The organism is Natronobacillus azotifigens, assembly GCF_026805325.1.
Classification (GTDB): domain Bacteria; phylum Bacillota; class Bacilli; order Bacillales; family Amphibacillaceae; genus Natronobacillus; species Natronobacillus azotifigens.
This window is the reverse complement of sequence record NZ_JAPRAT010000006.1, coordinates 35,291-58,349: the sequence shown is the minus strand read 5'-3', so window position 1 is coordinate 58,349 and position 23,059 is coordinate 35,291. Positions and strand designations below refer to the sequence as shown.

Here is a 23,059-nt window from a genome sequence, read left to right as displayed (position 1 = left end):
ACTCTTCGTCAACACTTGTTTCGTTAATAATTGTTATTTATCATATTATGTATGTGTTGATTTGTCAACCTGAAAAAGAGAATTTTCTAACTTTTTGGATAATTCAACAATAAACATATGTTCAGCTACGATTCTAGTATTCTTTGATTTCTTCTTCTATCTTCTTTCCAAGATGACGGCCTGGTTCGTCAGGATAGCAAAGAATCCGATCACCAGCCTTTAATTCTAGAACTGGTTTCGCTGCTTGATCTACTGTCATGACGTGAACGCTATCTGCTTCTTGTACGGTTGCTGATATTTCTTGATCATCATTCTCGACCCGACAAACAACGCGTAAAAAAGGACGTTTCTCCATTTTCACACGGCCAACTGATACTTTTCTTACTTTTCCTTTGCACCATAAAGGCACTTCTAATCCTGGTTTCGCTTCAGCTAAATAGGTTGTTCTCTCTTCACCTAGGTAGAGGTAGTGGTGAAACGCACCTCCGTTGATTCGGAATGGACGTGGTGGATACGTCTCTGTGGAACGATTTTCAGATAAAACCAATAAGTAACCGTGCCCCGTATTGCCAATTAACATACCTTCCAACGGATCAAGCTGATCAATCACGTCGATACAAACTCGCGTACCCTCTCCTATCTGGTTAACTGAAATAACTTCAGCAGCTACTAATTCCTCCAAAATACAATCCCCTTTCTTCCTTTTATTGATAGTAATTATTTTACAAATTAATTTTCATATTTTTATAGCCAACATTACTAGTTATCATATACAATATAGAATAGAATGACAAATAAGGAGGATAGGTGGAATGCGGAAAGGGTTGATTTTTTTATTACTTCTTTTAATCATTAGTTTCGGCGTAATTGGGGTCAGACAAGGTTCTTCCACGGATTACGACGTAAAAATAGAGCAAGAAGCAAAAACGACATTGGTTGAAAATCTGTAATTATTGATTGATAAACCGAGAAAGTTCACCCGGTCCTTTAAAAAAACATTAAGAAGATATATTTTGTAAAGGGCTGATGGTGACAAGCTACTGCTTGTCATGTCACGCTATAGCGTGACACTTTCCAACAAGTAAAACGACAGATGATCATAAGTGGTCATCTGTCGTTTTACTTGTTGGAAAGCAACCATCAGACCTACTGTGATACTAGAAAATCTATTGCATCTATTCAGTGGGGGTTTTTAGGTATTCCCCCACTGATTGTTAGTTGAGCCATTCCTGGTCCTAGTGTACCTGTTACTCCCACCGAAATCTGTTTGATTTTTCTATTGTATGGAAGCAGGAGTTTTAGGGACAGTCTTCGGGTAAAACAAGTGGTACGCACTTTCTGTATTAGTTCTCGGAAATAATCTCCACTGTAACCTCTCTCACGCCCCACTGAAACGCTTCTTCTTTGGTTGGAACATGAATATCAATTTTATTTCCTTTAATAGCCCCTCCTACATCACCTGCGATTGCTTCTCCATAACCCTCTACATAAACCAAGCTGCCCAATGGAATAATATCCGGGTCTACTGCCACTACTTTTTTGTTACGATCATTCAATAGATTTATCCCCGTTGCTGTGATTCCCGAACAACCATCACACTCTGCCGTATAAGCAGTTGCAGTCATCGTCATCGTTCTTTGTACAGATACTTGTTCCGTATCTTCTTGCTGAACCGATTCTGCTACAGCTTCTACTACTTCTTCTGATTCCTCTTGTGGTAAATCGACAGTTTCCATTTCTGGATTAATGACCAGTTCTTGATCAATTAAAATAAGGTCTGAGGTTAACTCGTTCCAAACCATTAACTCTTCCACCGTAACTTCATATTCTTGTGAAATCGCAAATAAAGTATCTCCCTCTTCCACTTTATAATGTAACTCCTCATCTTTATCTATATCTTCTTCTACGGACTGATTTGTGAATAAATCACTTGATTTAAAGCGATCAATAGATCTAGTTGTGAACACAGCCGACGGATAGCTTTCTTCCAATCTTCGGATATATTGTTCTCTCTCACTAGCACTCATTTCTGCAAATGCTACTTTTGGCACCATACTGATAAATAGTACGCTTATCAATAGAACCTTTGCAAACTTATTCATTCTGTTGCCTCCTCATATAGTAAGCACCGACATTATTTACAACACTTCTGTGCAGATAACAATGATTAACCTGCTGACTAAGTGTTCTATCAGCCAGTTTAGGCAACAAAATTATTTTTATACCTACAATATTTTCAATTGATTAGCTAATTTGTTTAATTTTCACTATAATAGTCTATCAGAGGGTATTAGAAGAGGAAGAGGGGTTACCATGTTTACAAACAAGCAAATTGCTACTTTTTCTGATTTAGAGCATTCTTTATACAATTATATTTTTAAAAACATCGAAAAAGTAATACACATGCGGATTAGAGACTTAGCAACAGCCACCCATGTTTCTACGACAACGATTTTACGTTTTTGTAAAAAACTCGATTGTGATGGGTTTTCCGAATTTAAAATCAAATTAAAAATGTACATGGAGGAACAATCAGACCCGAACTCCTTAATACGAGGGGAAAAAGGCTTAACAGAATTTCTCGAGCGAACATTAAGTGAAGACTTTCAACATAAAATCACCGTTATCGCTAAGGCTATTGCAAAAGCAAAACGTGTTATATTCATCGGGATTGGAAGTTCTGGCATTTTAGCCGAGTATGGTTCTCGGTATTTTTCTGGACTAAGAAAATTTGCACTATATATTAAGGATCCTTTCCTTCCTATCCATGAGCAATATTTAGAAGATAGTGTTACGATCGTCTTATCTGTTTCTGGAAATACAAGTGCAATTCTTTCGCAAGTAAATCAATTCAAGCAAGAAGGCAGTGAAATTATTAGTATCACCAATAATGCGGATAGTCCTCTTGCCAAAATTGCTGACTATAATTTGTCTTATTATGTTAGTACAGAATTCCTTGGCAACACAAATTTAACAACCCAAATTCCAGTCGTCTATCTGCTAGAACATCTGGCCAAAGCTACCTATCACGAAATGGAGCTCTAAGATAAAGCGGGGAAACCAACCGATCCTTTTAAAAAAACAATAAGAAGCTATATTTTATAAAAGGCTGATGGTAACAACCTATAGTGTGACACTTTCCAATAAGAAAAACGACAAATAACCATTCATGGTATTTGTCGTTTTTCTTATTGGAAAGCAACCATTAGACCCTACTGTTATACTAGAAAATCTTTTGCATCTATTTAAAGATAAAAAAGGCAAAATATCCCCAAAAGTAAATAAGCGTATTTCTTCGGTTTCTTTCGGAATAATAGATAATTATATTGATAATACAGGCAGAGTATGGTAAAGTTAATTTAATTAATAAATTAATTTAATTAAGTCTTCAAAGGAGTGAACGAATTGGACACCTCAAAATTAATCCAAACATTTAAAGATGTATTTCAGCAAGTGACAGACCCACGCGTTTTTTTTGCACCAGGTAGAATCAATCTAATTGGTGAACATACAGATTATAATGGTGGTTATGTATTTCCTGCATCGATTTCTTTTGGAACCTATGCCATTGCAACAAAACGAAAGGATCAACAAATCCGTTTCTATTCGATGAATTTTGAAGAAAAAGGAATCATCACCACATCATTGAATCAACTAGCATACGATAAGAAAGATGACTGGGCGAATTATCCCAAAGGAATGGTTCATGCTTTTAGTGAATATGGCTTTGCTTTTGATCATGGATTTGATGTATTATTTTTTGGGAATATACCAAACGGAGCTGGCTTATCTTCTTCCGCTTCAATTGAATTAGCAACAGGAGTAATGTTAGAAGGATTATTCAACTTAACAATTGATCGTATTCAAATGGTTCAATTAGGACAACAAGTAGAGAATAATTATATTGGCGTTAACAGTGGAATTATGGACCAATTTGCTATTGGTATGGGAAAGAAAGAACATGCCATTCTATTGGATTGTAATACGTTAGACTACCAATATGCACCCGTTGAACTTGGTGATTATGTCATTATGATTATCAATACAAATAAACGACGTGAATTAGCAGGCTCTAAATACAATGAGCGGCGGATGGAATGCGAACGCGCTCTAGCTGACTTACAAACAAAATTATCTATTACTAGCCTTGGTGAGTTGTCTGTTGATCAATTCGAGGCAAATAAAAAGTTAATAAAGAATGAGACAGATAAAAAACGGGCAAAACATGCCGTTTACGAGAATCAACGAACAAAAGATGCATTAAAAGAATTACAAGCAGGAGATCTTGTTAGCTTTGGTAAGCTACTTAATGAATCTCACCTTTCTTTGCAACATGATTATGAAGTTACGGGCTTAGAGTTAGATACACTTGCAGAAACTGCTTGGAAACAACCTGGCGTACTTGGTGCAAGAATGACAGGTGCAGGTTTCGGTGGATGTGCCATCGCTCTAACCAAAAAAGATCAGGTTGAAGCATTTATTAAAAATGTAAATAACGTTTATCGTAATAAAATTGGCTATGAAGCTACTTTTTATCAAGCAACGATAGGTGATGGGGCCAAAGAACTTAAATTAGAAGGAGAGATAATATGAACGTATTAGTAGTAGGAGGAGCCGGATATATCGGTTCTCACGCTGTTTACCAATTAATCGAACAAGGTCATTCGGTTGTTGTCATTGATAACTTAACGACTGGCCACGAAGATGCTGTTCATCCAGATGCACATTTTTATCAAGGCGATATTCGTGATATTGATTTTTTACGTGAAGTGTTCGACCACGAACAATTGGATGCAGTTATTCATTTTGCCGCGAACTCACTTGTTGGTGAATCGATGGAAGACCCACTTAAATATTTTGATAACAATGTCTATGGAACCCAAGTTTTATTGCAAGCAATGCAGGAGTATGATGTAAAGAAAATTGTCTTTTCTTCTACAGCAGCTACGTATGGAGAACCAAAAACTGTTCCCATTACAGAAAACATGCCTACCATGCCTACCAGTACGTATGGGGAAACAAAGTTAACGATGGAAAAGCTGATGCACTGGTGTGAAGAGGCATATGGAATTCGCTATGTATCTTTGCGTTACTTTAATGTTGCAGGTGCTCGAGCTGATGCAGTTATTGGTGAAGATCATCAGCCAGAAACACACTTGATTCCCATTGTCCTTCAAGTCGCACTTGGCCAAAGAGAATATATTACTATTTTTGGTGAGGACTATCCAACAGAAGATGGTTCTTGTATACGTGACTATATTCATGTGGAAGACTTAATTGATGCACATATTCGTGCCATTACGTATCTCGATAATGGTGGAACAAGTGATATTTTCAATCTTGGTAGCAGTCAAGGATTCTCCGTAAAAGAAATCATTGCTGCAGCTAGAAAAGTTACTGGTGAACCGATTCCAGAACAGACCGGAGAGCGTCGAGCTGGAGACCCTAGCACTCTAATTGCTTCTTCAAAGAAAGCAAAGGAAATACTCGGTTGGAATCCATCAAAAACGGAAATCAACCGGATTATCACTGATGCATGGCAATGGCACCGTAAGCATCCACATGGTTACCGAAAGGACGTGTAAACATGGAAGCTATTTTCACTCGAATCGATCAATTAATTGATCAGGCTATTCAAGCAGCGTTAATTAACGAACGTGATCGAGTGTATTGTCGTAATCAAATTCTTGGTATGCTCAACATGGATTTCTTCATCGAATCGAACCAAGACCAGACAAACAAATCCATCCCTGGCTTACTTAACGATATCCTTGAATACGCCATTGAAAATGAGGTCATTGCAGATGTATTGGATGAAAAGGAAGTATTTTGTGCAAACATCATGAACTGCTTCCTTTCAAAACCTTCCGAAATAAGCGATAAATTTTATCAGTTATATCAAAAAGGGCCAGAAGAAGCAACGAATTATTTTTATCAACTTAGTAAGGATAGCAATTATATTCAAACAGAACGGATCGCCAAAAACATTCATTATCAAACAACTACAAAATATGGCGATCTAGATATTACCATTAATTTATCCAAACCAGAAAAAGATCCTGAGCAAATTAAACGCGAGCGCCAAATGAAACAAACAATTAACTACCCGAAATGTTTACTTTGTGCAGAAAATGAAGGTTATGTTGGCCGAACTGGACATCCGGCTCGTTCCAACCATCGCATTATAGGACTGGAATTAGCAGATGAGGATTGGTTCTTCCAATATTCACCTTATGTTTACTATAATGAACACAGCATTGTGTTTTCAAAAGAACATCGTCCAATGACGATTACGAAAGGAACATTTGAGCGTTTAACAAGTTTTGTTGAACAGTTCCCGCATTATTTTGTTGGATCGAATGCAGATTTGCCGATTGTCGGTGGGAGCATTCTTAGTCACGATCACTACCAAGCGGGTAATTATACGTTTGCAATGACGAAAGCAGAAGATGAATTTACTTTTGATCTTGAACAGTATCCAGATATTCAAGCAGCTGTTGTGCGTTGGCCAATGTCTGTTATTCGTCTACGCAGTGAAAATCGTACTAGTCTTGTTGATGCAGCAGATTTGATTTTGAAAAATTGGCGTGCTTATAGTGATTCCAGTGTAGATATACTTGCTTACACGGAAGATACTCCTCATAACACAATCACACCAATTGCTCGCATGCGGGATGGAAACTTTGAATTGGATCTTGTCTTACGTAACAACAGAACTTCGGAAAAACATCCAGACGGGATCTTCCATCCACATCAAGATGTGCATCATATTAAAAAAGAAAATATCGGTCTAATCGAAGTAATGGGGCTAGCTGTCCTGCCTCCTCGATTAAAAGAAGAGCTAGAAGCGGTGCAAGCCTTTTTAGTTGATGGTAAGACAAACGTTGAGGAGTATCATCAAGTTTGGGCAAATGATATCAAACATAAATACAAAGATATCACGAATACCAATGTCGAATCCATTGTTCATGATGAACTAGGCAAAAAATTTGTCACTGTTTTAGAGGATTCTGGTGTGTTCAAGTCGAATAGTAGAGGGAAAGCGGCATTTAAGCGTTTTCTTTTATCACTAAAATAAAGTGAAACTTCAATCAGTGGGGGTTTTTAGTTATTCCCCCACTGATTGTTAGCCCTAAAGGATGACCTAAAGGCCTTTGAACCATTCGGGGTGCTAGCGTCTGTTACTCCCTCTTAACAACTTGCTTTTCTCGTTGTTTTGAAGTGGGAGTCTTACGGACGGTTGCTCCGGGATAAATGAGACAGGAGGATGTAGGTAAATATGCAAACAAATGCAGTGGAGCTTACGGTTGATGGACAGAAGTGGACGGAATATACGTTACTCAATGATAATGGGATGGAAGTTAGTTTCTTAGATTATGGTGGAATCATTACAAAAATGGTGACACCAGATAGGTTAGGAACACTTGAGAATGTTGTTATTGGTTATAAAAATTATGAAGATTATCTTAAAAACCCAAATTTCTTTGGTGCTTTAATCGGACGTGTTGCTGGTCGGATTGAAGGATCTCGTTTTGCATTAGATGGAATAGAATATCAACTCCCTACCAATGAGGGACGTAATCACCTACATGGAGGGGAAGTTGGTTTCCATCAAGTATTATGGCAAGTTGAGTTAGTGGAGCATGCTACAAGCGTTGGTGCGATTCTGCACTATACTACTAGTGATGGTGATGGTGGTTATCCTGGAAATGTTGCTGTTAAAGTTACGTATACATTGACGAATGATAATCAATTCACGATAGATTACGAGGCGGTTTCAGATAAAAAAACAGTCCTTACTTTAACCAACCATGCATACTTTAATTTAAGTGGTAACTTAAAACAAGATATCTTACATCATGAAGTTACAATGGATGTTAGTCGTTTCGTTGAACTGGATGATGAACTAATTCCGACTGGTACTATGTTGCCGGTAGATGGAACAGTATTCGATTTTCGTGCTGGACGATTGCTTAAAGATGGTGTAGATTCAGGAAACCCACAAAACGCTTTTGCTAAGAATGGTTATGACCATTACTTCCTGTTTGACCACACCAAGGAAGATAAAGTAGTTGTTCATGAACAAACAAGCGGTCGTGTCCTTAGAGTAAAAACAGACCAGCCAGGTATTGTCATGTACACTTCAAATGGGCTTGATGATTCTTTATCATTAAGAGAAAGAAGCTCAGCGAAATATTTAGGTGTTTGTCTAGAAACACAATCCTCACCAGCATCACTCGAACATGAAGGATTTCCAAGTATCGTATTGGAAAAAAATAAGATGTATCAAGCAAGTACAACATTTGATTTTGGGGTAAAATAAGAAGCTATATTTTGCATCTATTTCAAGATAAAATAAGTACAAAAGGTAGTCTTCGGAGCGATGACTACCTTTTGTACTTTAGGGAAGAAAAACATCAAACTATTCTTTTCTTTTGGTATCAAACATAGTTCCGGTTGCAAAGAACGATTGTCAAACAATTACCTCTCCATTTTTTGCAAACAATTCAACTAAAACAAGGGCAACCGCACCTAAACAAGTTGATTGATCGCCAAGATCCGATAGGACAATTTTGGTTTCTTTTGCCTCTTCTGTTAACGCACGATCTTTTACTGTTGAGGTGATGGTTGGAAGTAAATATTCCCCGGCTTTAGAAACCCCTCCAGTTAGGACGATTTTGGTTGGATTAATCGTATGAATGACGTTCGTTAACCCGATCCCGATATAAACACCCGTATCGCTAAACACTTGTTGTGCAAATTCATCTCCAGCTTGTGCCTCTTGAAAAATAGTAACAGCGGTGATTTCTTCTTCTTGTTCAACAATGGATTGCAAAGTACTTGTAACACCTTTTTTTAACTGTTGTTTCGCTCTTCGTACAATGGCCGGTCCTGAAATAACTGTTTGTAGGCATCCTCGATTTCCACAAGCACAACGTTCTCCATGGATATCAATAATCATATGGCCAATTTCTCCGGCGATAAATGCTTGTCCGTGGTATAATTCTTTGTTAATAACCAAACCAGCACCAACACCAGTACCTACGTTAACAACAACGAGGCGATCCAAATCTTTTCCTTGACCAAACCACGTTTCAGCTAACGCTAGTGCACGAGCATCATTTTCCACTTTGACCATGTAAGGAAAGTGATTCATTAATGTTTCTTTAATAGGTATATCTCGCAAATGCAAGTTAGGAGCAAATAACGCCTCTCCTTCTTCAGCATCTACGACACCGTGCATCGCAACACCAATGCCAATAATTTGTTTTGTTAATTTTGGCTCTTTTGAAATTACTTTTTCAATGACGTTCACTAGCTCAGCCAAAAAACTCTCTTTTGTATTGTTCGTAGAAAGTTCCACTGATGCTTCTGCAAGGATTTCACCGGATAGATTTGTGAAAATAGCTTCTATTCCACTAGGTCCAGCATCAACACCTACAATATAGAAGGCTTGTTCATTAACCACAAGTAGTGTCGGTTTCCTTCCACCTTGTGATGTTCCTTGTGCGCTTTCTATGACAATCTTTCGTTCTAATAATTCTTTAACTAAACTCCCCACGGTTGGTGGTGTAAGATTTGTTTCTTTGGCAATTTGGGCTCGCGAAATGGGGCCATCATTTAGAATTTTGGTTAAAATAATCGATTTATTTAAGGTTTTCATTCCTTGAAAGCTTCCTCTTTGCATTTTGTCACCCTCGATTTAAAAGTATTATCTAATTTTTTATACTACCACATTAATTAAATTAATTAAATTAATATTAAGAAATTACTTGTTAAATTTTGAAAAAAGTCTTTTCAGACGATAAAGGCGTGTTAAAATGGGGTAATAAGCAGTTTAGACAGTGGAATTTCAACATTTCGAAGAAACTAATTGGAGGGCGGTGAATACAGTTGCAAAATAAGTTAAGAAAATCAGCCAAAGAATGATCTATTTATGGCGTTTGTGGTGGCATTGCAGAATTTTTTGGTATATCTGCTTTCGGTGTACGACTAATCTTTATCGTGTTACTCCCATAAGCTTTCTTATCTATATAATTCTTGCAAACTCTATGCCTGATAGTCCTCGATCTCTATAAAGCGCAACTTCAATCCGTGGTTTCCCACACTGGTTATTAGTTAAACCATTCGGGGTGCTAGCGTCCGTTTCTCCCACTAAACTAACTTTGATTTTTCTTGTTGGTTGAGTCGGGTCTCACGGACGGTTGCTCCGAGATAAAAGAATCATGTTTTGCTTGCGAACCGATGATAACTTATCGTAAATTGCTTCGTGAAGTTGCCTAGTTTTTGGCGATCGGAGCTGAACGTGACTATATTCTGTTCCAAAAAATTATCCACTGCTAACGCATTTTATAATTTATTGAAAAATAAAGTAGCCATTTTCTTCAGGCAAATGGCTACTTTACTATTTTTCTAAACAGATTGGATTACATCGATTAATTGAAAATTGGTTACATCCACTAATCCACGATTGGAAATGCGAATCGAAGGGATCACTGGTAATGCGATGAGTGAGAAGGTCATAAATGGAGCGTGTATTGAACAACCTAACTTCTCCCAACCTTTTACTAAATCACGAACTTGTTCCACGACGGTTTCTGCTGGTGCATCTGACATTAGACCAGCAATTGGCATTGGAACTTCTGCTATGACTTCTCCCCCATCCACAACTACCATTCCACCGCCTAATTCAATGAGTGCATTAGCTGCAACAACCATATCTGCTTCCTTTGCCCCCATAACTAATAAGTTATGACTATCATGTGCAACTGTGGAAGCTACAGCTCCTGATTTCAATTCAAACCCATGCGCAAACCCTACAGAAATATCACCAGATTGATGATGACGATCGATACAAGCCAGTTTAATCACATCTTGATTTAAATCAACCGTCACTTCTCCAGACTCTGTTACCGGCAATTCGAATGTCACTAACTCTGTTCTTGCACTATTTTCAATAACTTTAATGACATTGGCTGTAGCTACATCATGATTTTGTTTTGCCTGTACTGCAAAATCCGCTTCCTCTACTTTACGTTTCACATGAACAGATTGTTTAATATGTGGAGGATAATCAAAATTCGGGATTTCAGTAACTAGTTGTTGATTGCGAGAAACTATTTCCCCACTAACAATCACCGTACTCGGTTCCATATTTTTTAAATCATCCAGTATTAAAACATCAGCAACTTTCCCTGGTGACACACTACCAAAATCCTCAGCCATCTTAAAATAACGCGCAACATTTATAGTGGCTAACTTAATTGCAGTTACAGGGTCCACCCCCTCTGCTATCGCTCGCTGGACTACGTGATTCATGTGGCCTTTTTCCACTAGAGTTTGCGGGTAAACATCATCTGTCACCAAAAGAATTTGATCTGTATTTACCTTATCTTCTGTAATGATCTTGATAACTTCCTTGACATCTTGCCAAGCAGAACCTTCACGAATCATCAAGTACATCCCTAAACGTAATTTCTCAAGTCCTTGTTCACGTGTTACTGTTTCATGATCAGAATTTACACCAGCAGCCAAATATGCTTGAAGCATTTGATCACTTCCATCCGGAAAATGACCTGTAACTGTTTTTCCTGCTTTCATTGTTGCATTAACTTCTCCGATCATTTTGGAATCTCGATTAACAACGCCGGGAAAATTCATCACTTCACCGAGTCCAACCACATTATCCCATGTTAACCCATCTTCAATATCTGCAACCGATAACGTAGCCCCCGCATCTTCAAGTCCTTCTGTGGCTGGGACACAAGACGGAAAAGTAGTGAATACATGAAGCGGTAATTGTTGGCCCTCTTCATGCATCAAGCGGACACCCTCAACTCCGAACACATTAGCAATCTCATGAGGATCCATAAAAATACTAGTTGTTCCTTTGGTTAAAGCAATTCGTGCAAATTGCGTCACGGTAAGCATGGTACTTTCTACATGCATATGGCCATCCATCAAACCTGGCGCAATGTATTTTCCTGTTGCATCAATAGTCGTAGTACCTTTCCCGATCGTATGATCAGCATTACCAACATATGCGATCCGACCAGATGATATCGCAACATCGACTTTTTCATTCAATTCTCCTGTAATTACATTGACAAAAGTCCCATTCTGAATGACAATATCTGCTTTTTCTTCCCCTAATGCTACCTTTATTAACTTTTGATTTACTTCATATAAGCGATTTTTCATCCCAAAACTCCCCTTCAGCTGTTTCTTCTTAACCGACGAATATACATAGCATTAATTTTATCTACAAAAAATAGCCCAGTTTTCCCAGGCTATCACATGCTTCATACCGACAAAAAATACCGTGTGTAAAACACCAGTACTTTAGTCTTTCTTTAGCACATGTAGTCCAATGATTTACGGTCCTTCGGTAGAAACGCTTATGCCTATTCATAAGCTTATACATGTTTTTATTTATTCATTCTTTTTTATCACAGCTACTTACACAAGTCAACCAAATGAAAAGATTAGTTAACGTTGTTGTTAATTGAATTATTCGGGGAGAGAGCGTTCGATGCTCTCGTTTAAACGGCCCTAATTTTCTTGTTGTTTTGAAGTGGGAGTCTTACGGACTGCTGCTCCGTGATAAAGATACTACCACTTTTCAATCGCTAGACTTTTTGTCTATTATGAATGATTCGTCTTGCGCATGCTTTCTTCAGGAAAAAAAACGGTCCATTAAATAGTGGTAAACACCATCGTTGTCGCAAGTAAACGTAGTCACATCATCAACCATTGTTTGAATGTCTGCTGGTGCGTTTTTCATTGCAACAGCCTGACCAGCTAATTCAAACATCGTTAGATCATTATAACTATCCCCTATGGCTAGAATATCATTCTTCGATAGATTTAGATGCTCAAGAAAGGATTGAATTCCAGATGCTTTAGTAATACCAGCAACCATTATTTCCACGTTATGTTTTGAGGAAGAAGATGTTGTAAAGTCAATCCAAGGTTTCATTTGGTCTAATGTTTTTTGCCATTGCACAATATGATCTTGGTCCTTAGCAAAACAATAAAACTTTGAATAGGTGTCGGGCTTAATCTCTTCCACCCAATCTATTTCGTGCTCTAAAGCCTTCTTTCTAGATAACCACTCATTAATTCCAACACTCTCCGGTTTCGGATCTTCTACTTCCTTCTCTAATAGACTTTGATCTTGCTTTAACACCATTCGTTCGCCACTCGCAGGAAATAATTCATAGTATACTTGTTGCTCTTGAGCTTTCTCTATTATCTTTTTCACAAGAGGTAATGGAAGCGAATGTTCAAAGACCTTCTCTTCTCCAATATAACCTGTCATTCCATTAGAACTAATAATTCCATCGACTTCAAAACCCTCTGGTAGTAATGGATAGATTTCTCCTTGACCTCTTCCCGTAGCAATAAATACATAAAATCCTTTTTCTCGCATTCTAGCGACTACTTCTTTTGTTTTTTCGCTTACTTCATTATAGTGATTTAAAATGGTACCATCCATATCTAAAAAAATTGCTTTTGGCGTTTGACGAGCATTCATCTAACATTTCCCCCTCCGTATGTTCATCCTGTTTCTTTTCCTTCCAGTATAGCACGATTTTCTAGTCAGGAGCATCTGTAGCAATTGTGGGAGATACAAACTTTTCCCTTGGTTCACAACAGTATTTTGCTATAAAGTGAAACTTCAATCAGTGGGGGTTTTTAGGTATTCAACCACTGATTGTTAGCCCTGGGAGTCTCACGGACGGTTGCTCCGGGATAAAAATCTCTTAACCCCTGGTAACACAAAAAAACTAACTTTACTACAAGTTAGTTTTTTTGTTGTTTACTTTGTAATTAGTGGGGTTAAGTTAGATTCAATTTCAGATCGTTGCTTTTCTAAAAATGGAGGGAGTGCCAAAGATTCTCCTAAATGCTCGGAACTTTCATCAGTGGTAAATCCAGGACCATCCGTTGCTAATTCATAAAGAATCCCATTGGGTTCACGAAAATATAATGATTGAAAATAGTAGCGATCCACAACACCTGAATTGGGAATACGTTCTTGTTTTAATCGGTGATGCCATTCTTCTAATTCTTTTTTATCTGAGACACGGAATGCAACGTGGTGCACACTGCCTCGTCCTGGTTTCTCTTTTGCTAAATCCACCCTTATTTCCAGATGAACCTCTGCTCCGGTTCCTCCTTCACCCGTTTGATATACCTCGACTTCAGGTTGTCCCTCCTGATAAGCAGAATAAGATCCGACCTTTCGAAAGCCCATTATTGTTGTTAACACCTTTGCACTCATTTCTTTTTCAGGAACGGTCAATTTAACCGGCCCTAGACCTGTTATACCATATCGCTGTGGAACTGGACTCTTTTCCCACGGGATACCACTTGCTACACCTTTATTTTCTTGGTCGGATACTAGCATAAGTCGTTGTCCTTCTGGATCTTGAAAAAATAACACGCTGCGGCCAAACTGTTTTTCAATTCCTTGATGTTTTACCTCATACTGATTAAAACGTTCGACCCAGTAAGAAAGTGCTTCGTCATTCTGTACCCGTAAACTGGTTAACGATATGCTATTATTACCTTCGTATGTGTGACCAACACCAATCATCTCAAAAAATGTTAAATCGGTTCCAGGGCTACCAATCTCGTCTGCGTAAAACAAATGATACATATTAGGTGAATCTTGATTGACTGATTTTTTCACTAGTCGCATACCCAAAACTTCCGTATAAAATGTATAATTCTTCTTAGCACTTGCTGTTAGTGCAGAAACATGATGAATTCCTGTCAATTGCATGGCGATATCCTCCTCTTTGTCGCACCCTTTTTTTATCTAATTTTACTATACCATTAATTTATCTCGAATTCAAGATAAATGATTTGATCATTATTTATGATGTTATATATCGATAACATCCATTACAAAAACTGAAAAATGGACGTCTTACGAACGGTTGCTCCGGGATAAAGCTTTTCTTAAACTTTCTTATCTTCTAAAAAAAGTAGCAATCACAAATACGCTTGATGAAAAAATTACCAAGCATTTTTCTGTGATTGCTACCCTACTCATACCGTTTTACTTTTGTGTAATATAATTTCCTTCCGCATCGGTAAACTTACCTAAGATGATCATAATCATATCAATTAATGCCCAAATTCCAAATCCCCCAAAAGTTAAAAGCATAAGTATTCCTGTTCCAATTTTTCCAACATAAAAACGATGTATTCCTAAAGGACCAACTAAAATAGATAATAATACCATGACCAACCAATCTTTATCTGAATTCATTTTCCTTCACCTCCCACAGATCACCCTATCGGATAGTATGTTTTAATGGCGAAGATTATGATGATTCATTCCTCCTATTTACACATTGCTATTAATGAAAAAACGGATAAAGACTGGTCTGAAAATCCTCGCTTTACTAATCTACCTATACTCTGTTATGCTAAGAAGGAAAAGCATACAAGTTTCACTACTAGGGGTGCCTATGAGCATAGGCTGAGAGAAAAGCGCGTTTACGCTTTTTAACTCTTATGGACCTGATCTAGTTTATACTAGCGTAGGGAAGTAGACTCATTATTATGATGATACAATCAGGTCCTATTTTATTTTGGGAGCTGTTTTTTTGTGCTCCAACAATATAATAGGAGGTTTTTTATGAATCGAACAAGGTTATTGACAATGATGGCAATTTTTATTGCGCTAGGAACTGTAGGGGCACATTTATTGTGGTTTCCAACCGGTATAGCTAGAGCATATCCCGTTCAACATGCGGTAAATGTAATGGCCGCAGTAGTGCTCGGGCCAATACCAGCAGTTATTATTGCTTTCGGAATCGGATTAATCAGGAATTTATTGAGTCTCGGTACACTGCTTGCTTTTCCAGGTGGTATGATTGGCGCGCTTATAGCTGGTTATATGTATAAATTCACGAAGAAAAAATCCATGGCTGTTGCTGGGGAGATAATCGGTACCGGCGTGTTTGGTTCTTTATTATCTGTACCAATCGCTAACCTTTTTATGGGTCAAGCAGCCGGGGTATTTGCTTTTGTACCGGGATTTGTTGTTAGTAGTTTTACTGGAGCGCTTATCGGGGGCTTCGTCTTATCTCGAATCAAAGAACCGAGCAAACTTGTACATTTAGATAAAAAATTTAAAAATTAGTTTTCCAGACATTTGAATCGATATAGGTACGAATATCATAAAAAAACAGGGATGCCCGCTAAATGGATCCCTGTTTTTTTATGGTCTGATTCTATATTACGCTCGGTTAAACTCGTCTGGGTCAGGACCAACTCGTTCATCTTTATTTAAACCATCAATTGTATTCATTTCTTCCGTTGTTAATTCAAAATCAAATACATCTGAATTGGCTACAATTCGGTGTTCCTTCACAGATTTCGGAATCGTAACCACACCACTTTGTAAGTCCCAACGTAAAATTACTTGAGCAGTTGATTTCCCGTACTTGTCAGCAATAGCGGATAAAGTCGGGTCATCAAGCAACTTTCCTTGTTTTAACGGCGACCATGCTTCTAGTTGAATTTTATGCTCGTTACAATAAGCACGAAGCGACTCTTGCGTTAAGTGTGGATGGAACTCTACTTGATTTACCATGGGAACAATTTCACTATCTTTGATTAAGTCCTCTAAATGACTTTCTTTAAAATTACTAACTCCAATCGCTCGGATCTTTCCATCTTTATATAACTTTTCCATCGCTCGCCATGTTTCTTTATACTTTCCTAGGGCTGGAACTGGCCAGTGAATTAAATACAAATCTAAATAGTCTAAACCTAATCTTTCTAAACTCTCTTCAAACGCTTGAAGTGTCGTCTCGTATCCCTGAGAGCCGTTCCAAACTTTCGATGTAATAAATAAATCCTCTCGAGGAATGCCTGCTTGTTTAATCGCTTGCCCAACGCCGGCCTCATTTTTGTAAACAGCAGCAGTATCAATACTACGATAACCGTGCTTAATGGCAGCAACCACTGATTCTGTTACTTCAGATCCATCTTCCATCTTAAAAACTCCGAGACCCAACCACGGCATTTTCACACCGTTATGTAGTGTTGTTGTCGATTGAAAATTGTTTGGCATGTGATCTTCCTCCTAAATATTTATTTGTTTCCATTCTCTCATATTTCCATCTGAAATCAAAAAAATTTGATTTATTTGTTTCCATTTTATTCATTTATACATAAAGTGAAACTTCAATCAGTGGGGTTTTTTAGATATTCCCCCACTGATTGTTAGCCCTAAAGAATGACCTAAAGGCCTTTGAACTATTCGGGGTGCTAGCGTCCGTTACTCTTACGTAAACAACTTGCTTTTCTCGTTATTTTGAAGTGGGAGTCTTACGGAGGGTTGCTCCGGAATAAACTAGAAAAACATCGAGTCCTTTCAAAAAACAATAAGAAGCTATAGCGTGACACTTCCCAATATACTAACAAAAAAGCGCTATTATGCGGTAAAGAGGGGCAATGATTTTGACCCTTTTAGCATAAATAACGCTTTTCCTATTATTTTTGCTTCTCAATTGCATGTACTTTATAACAGGTGAATGTTTCTCTTGGTGCTTTTCTTATATAATCACTTAACTCACCAATGGAGATTACCGTTAATTCATGCATCGCTCTTGTACACGCAGTATACAGTAAATTTCGTTCAAGCTCATCTTGATATTGCTCTCTTGAGGCATCCCATACAATAACCGAGTCAAATTCGATGCCTTTTGCCAGGTAAGCAGGTATCACGTTAAAACCTTTTTGATACGTATGCGTATCAAAATCTATTAAGGTGACTTCGGGAAAAGACCTTTTTAGTTGTTGATAAAGTGATCGACTTTGTTTCATCGTTTTCGTAATAACAGCAATTGTCTTATAATCATTCTGTTGATCGTTTTCCATCGCTGTTATTACCTTATCCAATGCAATATCCCGGTTATCCACTTCGATCACATCCGGTAACCTACCGGAACGATGAAAAGACTCTATTTTCTCTCCATTCGGCATCCAGCTTTTCGTAAATTCTACAATTGGCCTCGTTGATCGATAGCTTCTAAGTAAAGTAATTCGTTCTTGCCCTCCCTTTTCCTCTGGCGAAAGCGGATTAACATCTTCCAATGAATGTAAGTATATCGCTTGATTGATATCTCCTAATAACGTCATTCGGCTATTCGGATAGACTTTTTGTAAATAAGCCAATTGAAAAACAGAATAATCTTGTGCTTCATCAACAAAGATATGCTGAATTGATCGATTTTCATGAAAACCAATACACATTCGTTCAAAATAAAGAAATGGTGTTGCATCTTCCCATGTTAGAAAATTCTCTCGTATATTTGATTTTGTATCCTGACACATCAAGTCCCAATGATCCGGAAAAACATCATGTTGGTCTGTTTGATTTGAAAATAATTGTATATAGGTGTTTTTCACATCGAAAAAATGAAATCTTTTTATCTTTTTACGTAACGGGTGTAATTTTTGTTTGATTACTTTCTTCCTAAGGATTGCTTCTTCACGATTACGATCATCAAAAACATCTGATTGATACGCATATTCTTCTTCTAGTGACTGAAAAGCTTCTTGGTAATCATCTTTATCCAACAATTGCGTTTCTTCCAGCACCCAATCTGCCATTTCTTCTGTTTTTTCTATTTTTTTTAGTTCTTTCAACAACCATTGCATTACTTTTTCTAACCGGACAGGGATACTTAGCGAAGAAGGTAATGCATAAAAATAATTACGAATTTTCTCTTTCCCTACAATAAGATCACCTCGAAAACGGACATTTCGAAAAGTCATTCCATCTCTCTTTAACCTTTCTAATAAATGATCGACTTGCTCTTTAAAGGCTAAGCTAGCTTTAAAACTCATGCTTGCTATTCGAGGGTCTTTGAGCTCACCATTTTTTTGTAAATAATATTCGATTTGGTCAAACGGTGATTCAATGACGAAACGATTTCCTAATTGTTGTTCGATATAATGATAAAAGGTTGTTTGTTTCATATTGTCTTCCCCTAATTCAGGCAACACCGTAGATACATAACTATTAAATAGTGGGTTGGGTGAAAACAAAATGATTTGATCTGACGTTAATTGCTCTCGGTATCGGTACAATAAATAAGCAACACGTTGAAGAGCTGCTGAAGTTTTACCACTGCCAGCAACACCTTGAACTACTAACATCTTGCTACGTTCGTTGCGGATGATCTTGTTTTGCTCTTGTTGTATCGTTGCAACAATGCTTTTCATTTGCGTGTCTGCACTTTTACCTAGAACAGACTGGAGTAAATGATCCCCAATTGTCAGACCTGTATCAAACATACCCTTTAATTCCCCTTGACGAATAACGTATTGTCTTTTCAGGGTAATTTCACCTTCGATTTCTTCATCAATTGCCTGATATTTAGCTGGTCCTGGTGGATAATCATAATACAAACTTGCGATTGGAGCTCTCCAATCATATACAAGAAATTCATTTTCCTGCTCATCCATCAAAGAGGTCGTACCTATATAAATTGAATCGTAAACATTCTGATCGTTTTCTACAAAATCAATTCGGCCAAAATATGGTGTGTCACGCATCCTTTCCAGTTTATCTAGTTGTTTAGACAATTGGCCATGACTCCGTTCCCGTTCAGATAGAAACTCGGCTTGTTGCTTTAAACTTGCTTGTGTCTCTATAATGTCATCCATTTCTGATAAGTTAACGGTTACGTCATCCCAAAAATCTTTCCTTATGTCAATGACACGATTTTTTAATGTTTTTGCATACTTACTCAATTTTTTTATGCTTTTCTTTACTTGGCGGACAACAAGTTCTACACGCTTTTCTTCTTCAGGCCAATCTTTTTCTTTTTCATCCATTGGATTCAACTCCTCTACTCGCAAAACTCGTTGGTAAAGCATTATATTCTAGCTTATATGTTAAAAGATTTCCTACTATGATTCGTCCCAAACATCATTTTACAGGACATTTGATTTTATCACAACGCATGAGGTTATCTGTTAAAAAGTTAAATAATATCTCGTTCTTCACCTATGGGGGAAGTTACTTTTTTCCTGAATTCTTGCAAATGCCTTCCCTAAACTTCATCTAAGAGTTATCATATATATTTAGAGTTACGAAATATCAAGAAAGAAGTGATTACGATTCATCAAGATACAATAATCAAAAAGAATGTTGCAATCATGTGGTTTGCTAACTTTTTTATTGCAGGCAGTATTACAATGGTCTTACCTTTTTTATCCCTTTACATTAATACACTAGGTGATTATTCAGAAGCCTATGTTCAAAATTGGTCTGGTATTATTTTTAGTGTTACTTTTGTTACGGCCTTTATCTTCTCACCAATCTGGGGAAAGATTGGGGACCGCTTTGGACGAAAACCTATCCTTGTTGCTTTTGGGTTTGGCTTAGGTCTGTCTGTCTTTTTCATGGGTTTTGTTACCTCTATTGCACAGTTGTTTTTCTTACGCCTCTTTATGGGTATATTCACTGGTTTTGTTTCTATGTCTCAAGCATTGATCGCGACTCAAACTTCAAAAAAAATGGCTGGCAAGGTTCTTGGAACACTGCAAACAGGTAGTGTTACGGGTACGTTGTTAGGACCGCTGATAGGTGGTGTTCTAGCTGACGCATTCGGTTATGCCGCCACGTTTAAATGGTTGGCGTTATTTCTATTTTTCTCTAGCTTTTTAGTATTATTCGGTGTGAACGAATATCGAATAAAGGAAGAAGATCAACCGACTCGATTTTCAAGCAAACAAGTTATTTTGCATATTCTTCGCCACCCTATGCTACTAATAGTTATGTTGATTTCGATGGTCGTACAGATTGCTCACTTTAGTGTTCAACCGATTTTATCACTTTATGTTGGCCAAATTAACGGACCTGAGAATATCGCTCTCGCTTCAGGAATTGCTTTTTCCGCTGCTGGTCTAGGTAATTTATTGATGGCTCGTAAATGGGGAGCTATTGGTGATCGGATTGGCTATGTAAAGTTATTAAGCCTGTTATTGTTTTATGCAGCAGCCGTTTATTTTCCAGCTGGTTTTGTTACTAGTCTTTGGCAACTGGTTATTTTACGTTTCTTACTCGGTGTTGCGATTGGTGGAATCATTCCTGTTCGTATTGCTTATATTCGACAGGAAGCACCGATTGCGATGCAAGGGGAAGTACTCGGCTATAACACCAGTATTCGTTTTTTAGGTAATGTGATTGGACCACTTATAGGCGGTGCAATTTCTGCTGGATTTGGTTTTTCAGCTGTTTTCGTTCTTACAAGTACATTATTGTTTATCAGTGGTATCGGCATGGTCTTCGCTCAAAAACAATATCCAAGACATGTTGCAAATCAACATTAGTGGAGAGAAAGAGAAACAGCACGAATTTTCACGTGCTGTTTCTTTTTTAATAATAGACAGTAGGCTGCCTTCTCTATTACGAAAATAGGTTTCTTATACCATCGATCATGCTTTTAAAGAAACTTTTTACCGCTTCCCAAAAACCAGTATCTCCTGTAATTTCATCTAATTTATTTTGAATGCTCTTTGCAATATCTTGCAATTGATTGGAAACTTGACTAAAGTCAATATTAATTGATCGCATCTTATCAAATAAATTCGCTAACCTTTCAATGTCTGCTGGACTAAGTTCAATATTTAAATTATCTAATTGTTCGCGAACAATTTGTTCTACTTCCTCTCTGGAAACAGGGTTTTGTTCTGCAATTTTTTGTTTGATTTGTGTTAAAAGTTCTGTAACGCTTTCTTGATCAACATCTTCTAATTCTGCTAAGTCCGTTGCTAATTCTAGTTCTTCGTTAGCCACTTCCATTCGATCTTGGTCTAACGATTCACCATCGACATTAAATGCTTTGTAAATACCTGTTAAAGCAGAATGACCACTAACTCGGACCGGAGAAACAACCTTGACGTCTGCATTCTCTACTCCTGCAGTCAGCATAGCATTTGCATACATGTCATTAGTAACTTGCGTGATATTATCATCAGTTACAATTTGCACGACAATTCCGTGCCCATCATTTTTTCTCGTGATTTTTGCAGAAGAATACATATTAGAACTTGAATCTCCACCAATATATTCAACAAGATCTGCTGCCGTAACGGTATACTCTTGTACCGTATTTCGATCAGTAACTCCTAATAATCTACGAACTTCCTCTTGTTGTGACTCAGATAAAGCATCTCCATAAACTACGCGTGGTAAACCGTGTTTTTCATCTATACCTTGATCATTATCTTGTTCACTCGCTAATACATTTACCGTAAATATCCCCATGAAGAGGAAAAAACTAAGCACGATCCATTTTACTTTTTTCATTTTCTGTGCTCCATTTCTATTGAAATTTATTACATATATTATGCACGGAAACACTCTAGAAGGGAAGTCCTATTTTTACATTATGCTCATATATTTGAAATATCCCTTCATTTAGGCATTTATTTGTTCAATTTTCTGTTGCTCAGGTCTATGTTGAGAAAAAAAGACAGCGTGAGCTATGAAACTCACGTTGTCTTTTTTTTGATTATGATATTTACCATAGCTTTAATCTTCGAAATCGAGATTGAATTATGCTTACCTTTTTGCTATCGCATCCATTTCGATACGAACACCTTTTGGTAGTTTACTTACTTCTACTGTCGCTCTTGCTGGATATGGGGTTGATAAAAATTTGGCATACGTTTCATCAACAGCCTTAAAATCTTCCATATTCGTAATATAAATCGTAAACTTAGCAACATTCGCAAAAGTTAAATTTGCCTCTTTTAAAATTGCTTCTAAGTTGTTCATCACTTGAGCAGTTTGCGCGGTAATATCCCCTTCAACAACTTCCATCGTACTTGGATTTAATGGGATTTGGCCAGAAATAAATATGAAATCGCCTAAATCAATTGCCTGTGAATAGGCACCAATTGCTTGTGGTGCTTGATCTGTTTGGATCGCTTTACCTGTCATTTGTTTATCCTCCTATTTTAGAAACAATGATAGTAAAAATTTTAACATATTACTGATTTTTTAGTAAACTTA

20 protein-coding genes, 2 riboswitches and 1 other annotated feature (1 of these 23 only partly in view) are annotated in these 23,059 nt (G+C 37.4%); of the genes, 9 read left to right on the top strand and 11 right to left on the bottom strand.

The annotated features are described in order from the left end of the window. Positions 1 to 21: a binding site (T-box leader), on the bottom strand; it reaches 209 nt to the left of the window's first position. A gap of 112 nt (positions 22 to 133) precedes the next feature. Next, positions 134 to 682, bottom strand: coding sequence for a 3-dehydroquinate synthase II domain-containing protein (locus tag OWO01_RS04615; protein WP_268779259.1), 549 nt, complete (start codon positions 680 to 682; stop codon positions 134 to 136). A gap of 130 nt (positions 683 to 812) precedes the next feature. On the opposite strand from OWO01_RS04615, the gene OWO01_RS04610 reads away from it, so the two are divergent. After that, complete coding sequence (locus OWO01_RS04610) at positions 813 to 950, top strand: hypothetical protein (RefSeq protein ID WP_268779258.1); 138 nt, start codon at positions 813 to 815, stop codon at positions 948 to 950. A gap of 393 nt (positions 951 to 1,343) precedes the next feature. Here OWO01_RS04610 and OWO01_RS04605 read toward each other — a convergent pair whose 3' ends face one another. Then, on the bottom strand, positions 1,344 to 2,102 hold the full coding sequence (locus OWO01_RS04605; RefSeq protein ID WP_268779257.1) for a 3D domain-containing protein: 759 nt from the start codon (positions 2,100 to 2,102) through the stop codon (positions 1,344 to 1,346). Positions 2,103 to 2,313: 211 nt separating this feature from the next. Here OWO01_RS04605 and OWO01_RS04600 point away from each other — a divergent pair, with 211 nt between their 5' ends. The 5 genes from OWO01_RS04600 (at position 2,314) to OWO01_RS04580 (ending at position 8,323) form a co-directional block, all read left to right on the top strand. Further along, positions 2,314 to 3,045, top strand: a complete 732-nt coding sequence (locus OWO01_RS04600; RefSeq protein ID WP_268779256.1) for a MurR/RpiR family transcriptional regulator — start codon at positions 2,314 to 2,316, stop codon at positions 3,043 to 3,045. Between the two features lie 360 nt (positions 3,046 to 3,405). Continuing rightward, positions 3,406 to 4,593 carry a galactokinase gene (locus OWO01_RS04595; RefSeq protein ID WP_268779255.1) on the top strand — a complete coding sequence of 396 codons (1,188 nt, stop codon included), beginning with the start codon at positions 3,406 to 3,408 and terminating at the stop codon, positions 4,591 to 4,593. Next, positions 4,590 to 5,585 carry a UDP-glucose 4-epimerase GalE gene (gene galE / locus OWO01_RS04590; protein ID WP_268779254.1) on the top strand — a complete coding sequence of 332 codons (996 nt, stop codon included), beginning with the start codon at positions 4,590 to 4,592 and terminating at the stop codon, positions 5,583 to 5,585. The genes OWO01_RS04595 and galE overlap by 4 nt, the downstream gene beginning before the upstream one ends. 2 nt (positions 5,586 to 5,587) lie before the next feature. After that, on the top strand, positions 5,588 to 7,078 hold the full coding sequence (gene galT, locus OWO01_RS04585) for a UDP-glucose--hexose-1-phosphate uridylyltransferase (RefSeq protein ID WP_268779253.1): 1,491 nt from the start codon (positions 5,588 to 5,590) through the stop codon (positions 7,076 to 7,078). A gap of 201 nt (positions 7,079 to 7,279) precedes the next feature. Then, on the top strand, positions 7,280 to 8,323 hold the full coding sequence (locus OWO01_RS04580; protein ID WP_268779252.1) for an aldose epimerase family protein: 1,044 nt from the start codon (positions 7,280 to 7,282) through the stop codon (positions 8,321 to 8,323). Between the two features lie 150 nt (positions 8,324 to 8,473). On the opposite strand, the gene OWO01_RS04575 is transcribed toward OWO01_RS04580, so the two are convergent. After that, on the bottom strand, positions 8,474 to 9,688 hold the full coding sequence (locus OWO01_RS04575; RefSeq protein WP_268779251.1) for an ROK family transcriptional regulator: 1,215 nt from the start codon (positions 9,686 to 9,688) through the stop codon (positions 8,474 to 8,476). Between the two features lie 245 nt (positions 9,689 to 9,933). Here OWO01_RS04575 and OWO01_RS16125 point away from each other — a divergent pair, with 245 nt between their 5' ends. Then, complete coding sequence (locus OWO01_RS16125; RefSeq protein WP_418936201.1) at positions 9,934 to 10,020, top strand: PspC domain-containing protein; 87 nt, start codon at positions 9,934 to 9,936, stop codon at positions 10,018 to 10,020. Between the two features lie 393 nt (positions 10,021 to 10,413). Here OWO01_RS16125 and ade read toward each other — a convergent pair whose 3' ends face one another. From ade to OWO01_RS04550, 4 genes are all read right to left on the bottom strand, one after another. Then, the gene (ade, locus tag OWO01_RS04565) at positions 10,414 to 12,201 is read right to left on the bottom strand and encodes an adenine deaminase (protein WP_268779250.1); all 1,788 of its coding nucleotides are present in this window, start codon (positions 12,199 to 12,201) and stop codon (positions 10,414 to 10,416) included. A 142-nt stretch (positions 12,202 to 12,343) separates the two neighbouring features. Further along, a riboswitch (purine riboswitch) is annotated at positions 12,344 to 12,444 on the bottom strand. A 232-nt stretch (positions 12,445 to 12,676) separates the two neighbouring features. Then, positions 12,677 to 13,537, bottom strand: coding sequence for an HAD family hydrolase (locus OWO01_RS04560; RefSeq protein WP_268779249.1), 861 nt, complete (start codon positions 13,535 to 13,537; stop codon positions 12,677 to 12,679). Positions 13,538 to 13,822: 285 nt separating this feature from the next. Next, on the bottom strand, positions 13,823 to 14,791 hold the full coding sequence (locus tag OWO01_RS04555; protein WP_268779248.1) for a ring-cleaving dioxygenase: 969 nt from the start codon (positions 14,789 to 14,791) through the stop codon (positions 13,823 to 13,825). A 279-nt stretch (positions 14,792 to 15,070) separates the two neighbouring features. Continuing rightward, on the bottom strand, positions 15,071 to 15,283 hold the full coding sequence (locus tag OWO01_RS04550; RefSeq protein ID WP_268779247.1) for a TM2 domain-containing protein: 213 nt from the start codon (positions 15,281 to 15,283) through the stop codon (positions 15,071 to 15,073). A gap of 182 nt (positions 15,284 to 15,465) precedes the next feature. After that, a riboswitch (TPP riboswitch) is annotated at positions 15,466 to 15,581 on the top strand. Positions 15,582 to 15,655: 74 nt separating this feature from the next. Here OWO01_RS04550 and thiW point away from each other — a divergent pair. Continuing rightward, entirely contained in the window at positions 15,656 to 16,162 is a 507-nt protein-coding gene (gene thiW / locus OWO01_RS04545) for an energy coupling factor transporter S component ThiW (protein ID WP_268779246.1), read from the top strand. A gap of 96 nt (positions 16,163 to 16,258) precedes the next feature. On the opposite strand, the gene OWO01_RS04540 is transcribed toward thiW, so the two are convergent. Further along, entirely contained in the window at positions 16,259 to 17,098 is an 840-nt protein-coding gene (locus OWO01_RS04540; protein WP_268779245.1) for an aldo/keto reductase, read from the bottom strand. Positions 17,099 to 17,520: 422 nt separating this feature from the next. Continuing rightward, positions 17,521 to 19,872, bottom strand: a complete 2,352-nt coding sequence (helD, locus tag OWO01_RS04535) for an RNA polymerase recycling motor HelD (protein WP_268779244.1) — start codon at positions 19,870 to 19,872, stop codon at positions 17,521 to 17,523. Between the two features lie 324 nt (positions 19,873 to 20,196). Between helD and OWO01_RS04530 the strand changes: the two genes are divergently transcribed. Beyond that, entirely contained in the window at positions 20,197 to 21,372 is a 1,176-nt protein-coding gene (locus tag OWO01_RS04530; protein ID WP_268779243.1) for an MFS transporter, read from the top strand. A gap of 76 nt (positions 21,373 to 21,448) precedes the next feature. Here OWO01_RS04530 and OWO01_RS04525 read toward each other — a convergent pair whose 3' ends face one another. Both OWO01_RS04525 and OWO01_RS04520 read right to left on the bottom strand, forming a co-directional pair. Next, positions 21,449 to 22,351, bottom strand: a complete 903-nt coding sequence (locus OWO01_RS04525; protein ID WP_268779242.1) for a DUF1002 domain-containing protein — start codon at positions 22,349 to 22,351, stop codon at positions 21,449 to 21,451. Between the two features lie 255 nt (positions 22,352 to 22,606). Continuing rightward, positions 22,607 to 22,987: a RidA family protein gene (locus OWO01_RS04520; protein WP_268779241.1), complete on the bottom strand. Its 381-nt coding sequence runs from the start codon at positions 22,985 to 22,987 to the stop codon at positions 22,607 to 22,609. Positions 22,988 to 23,059: the final 72 nt, after the last annotated feature.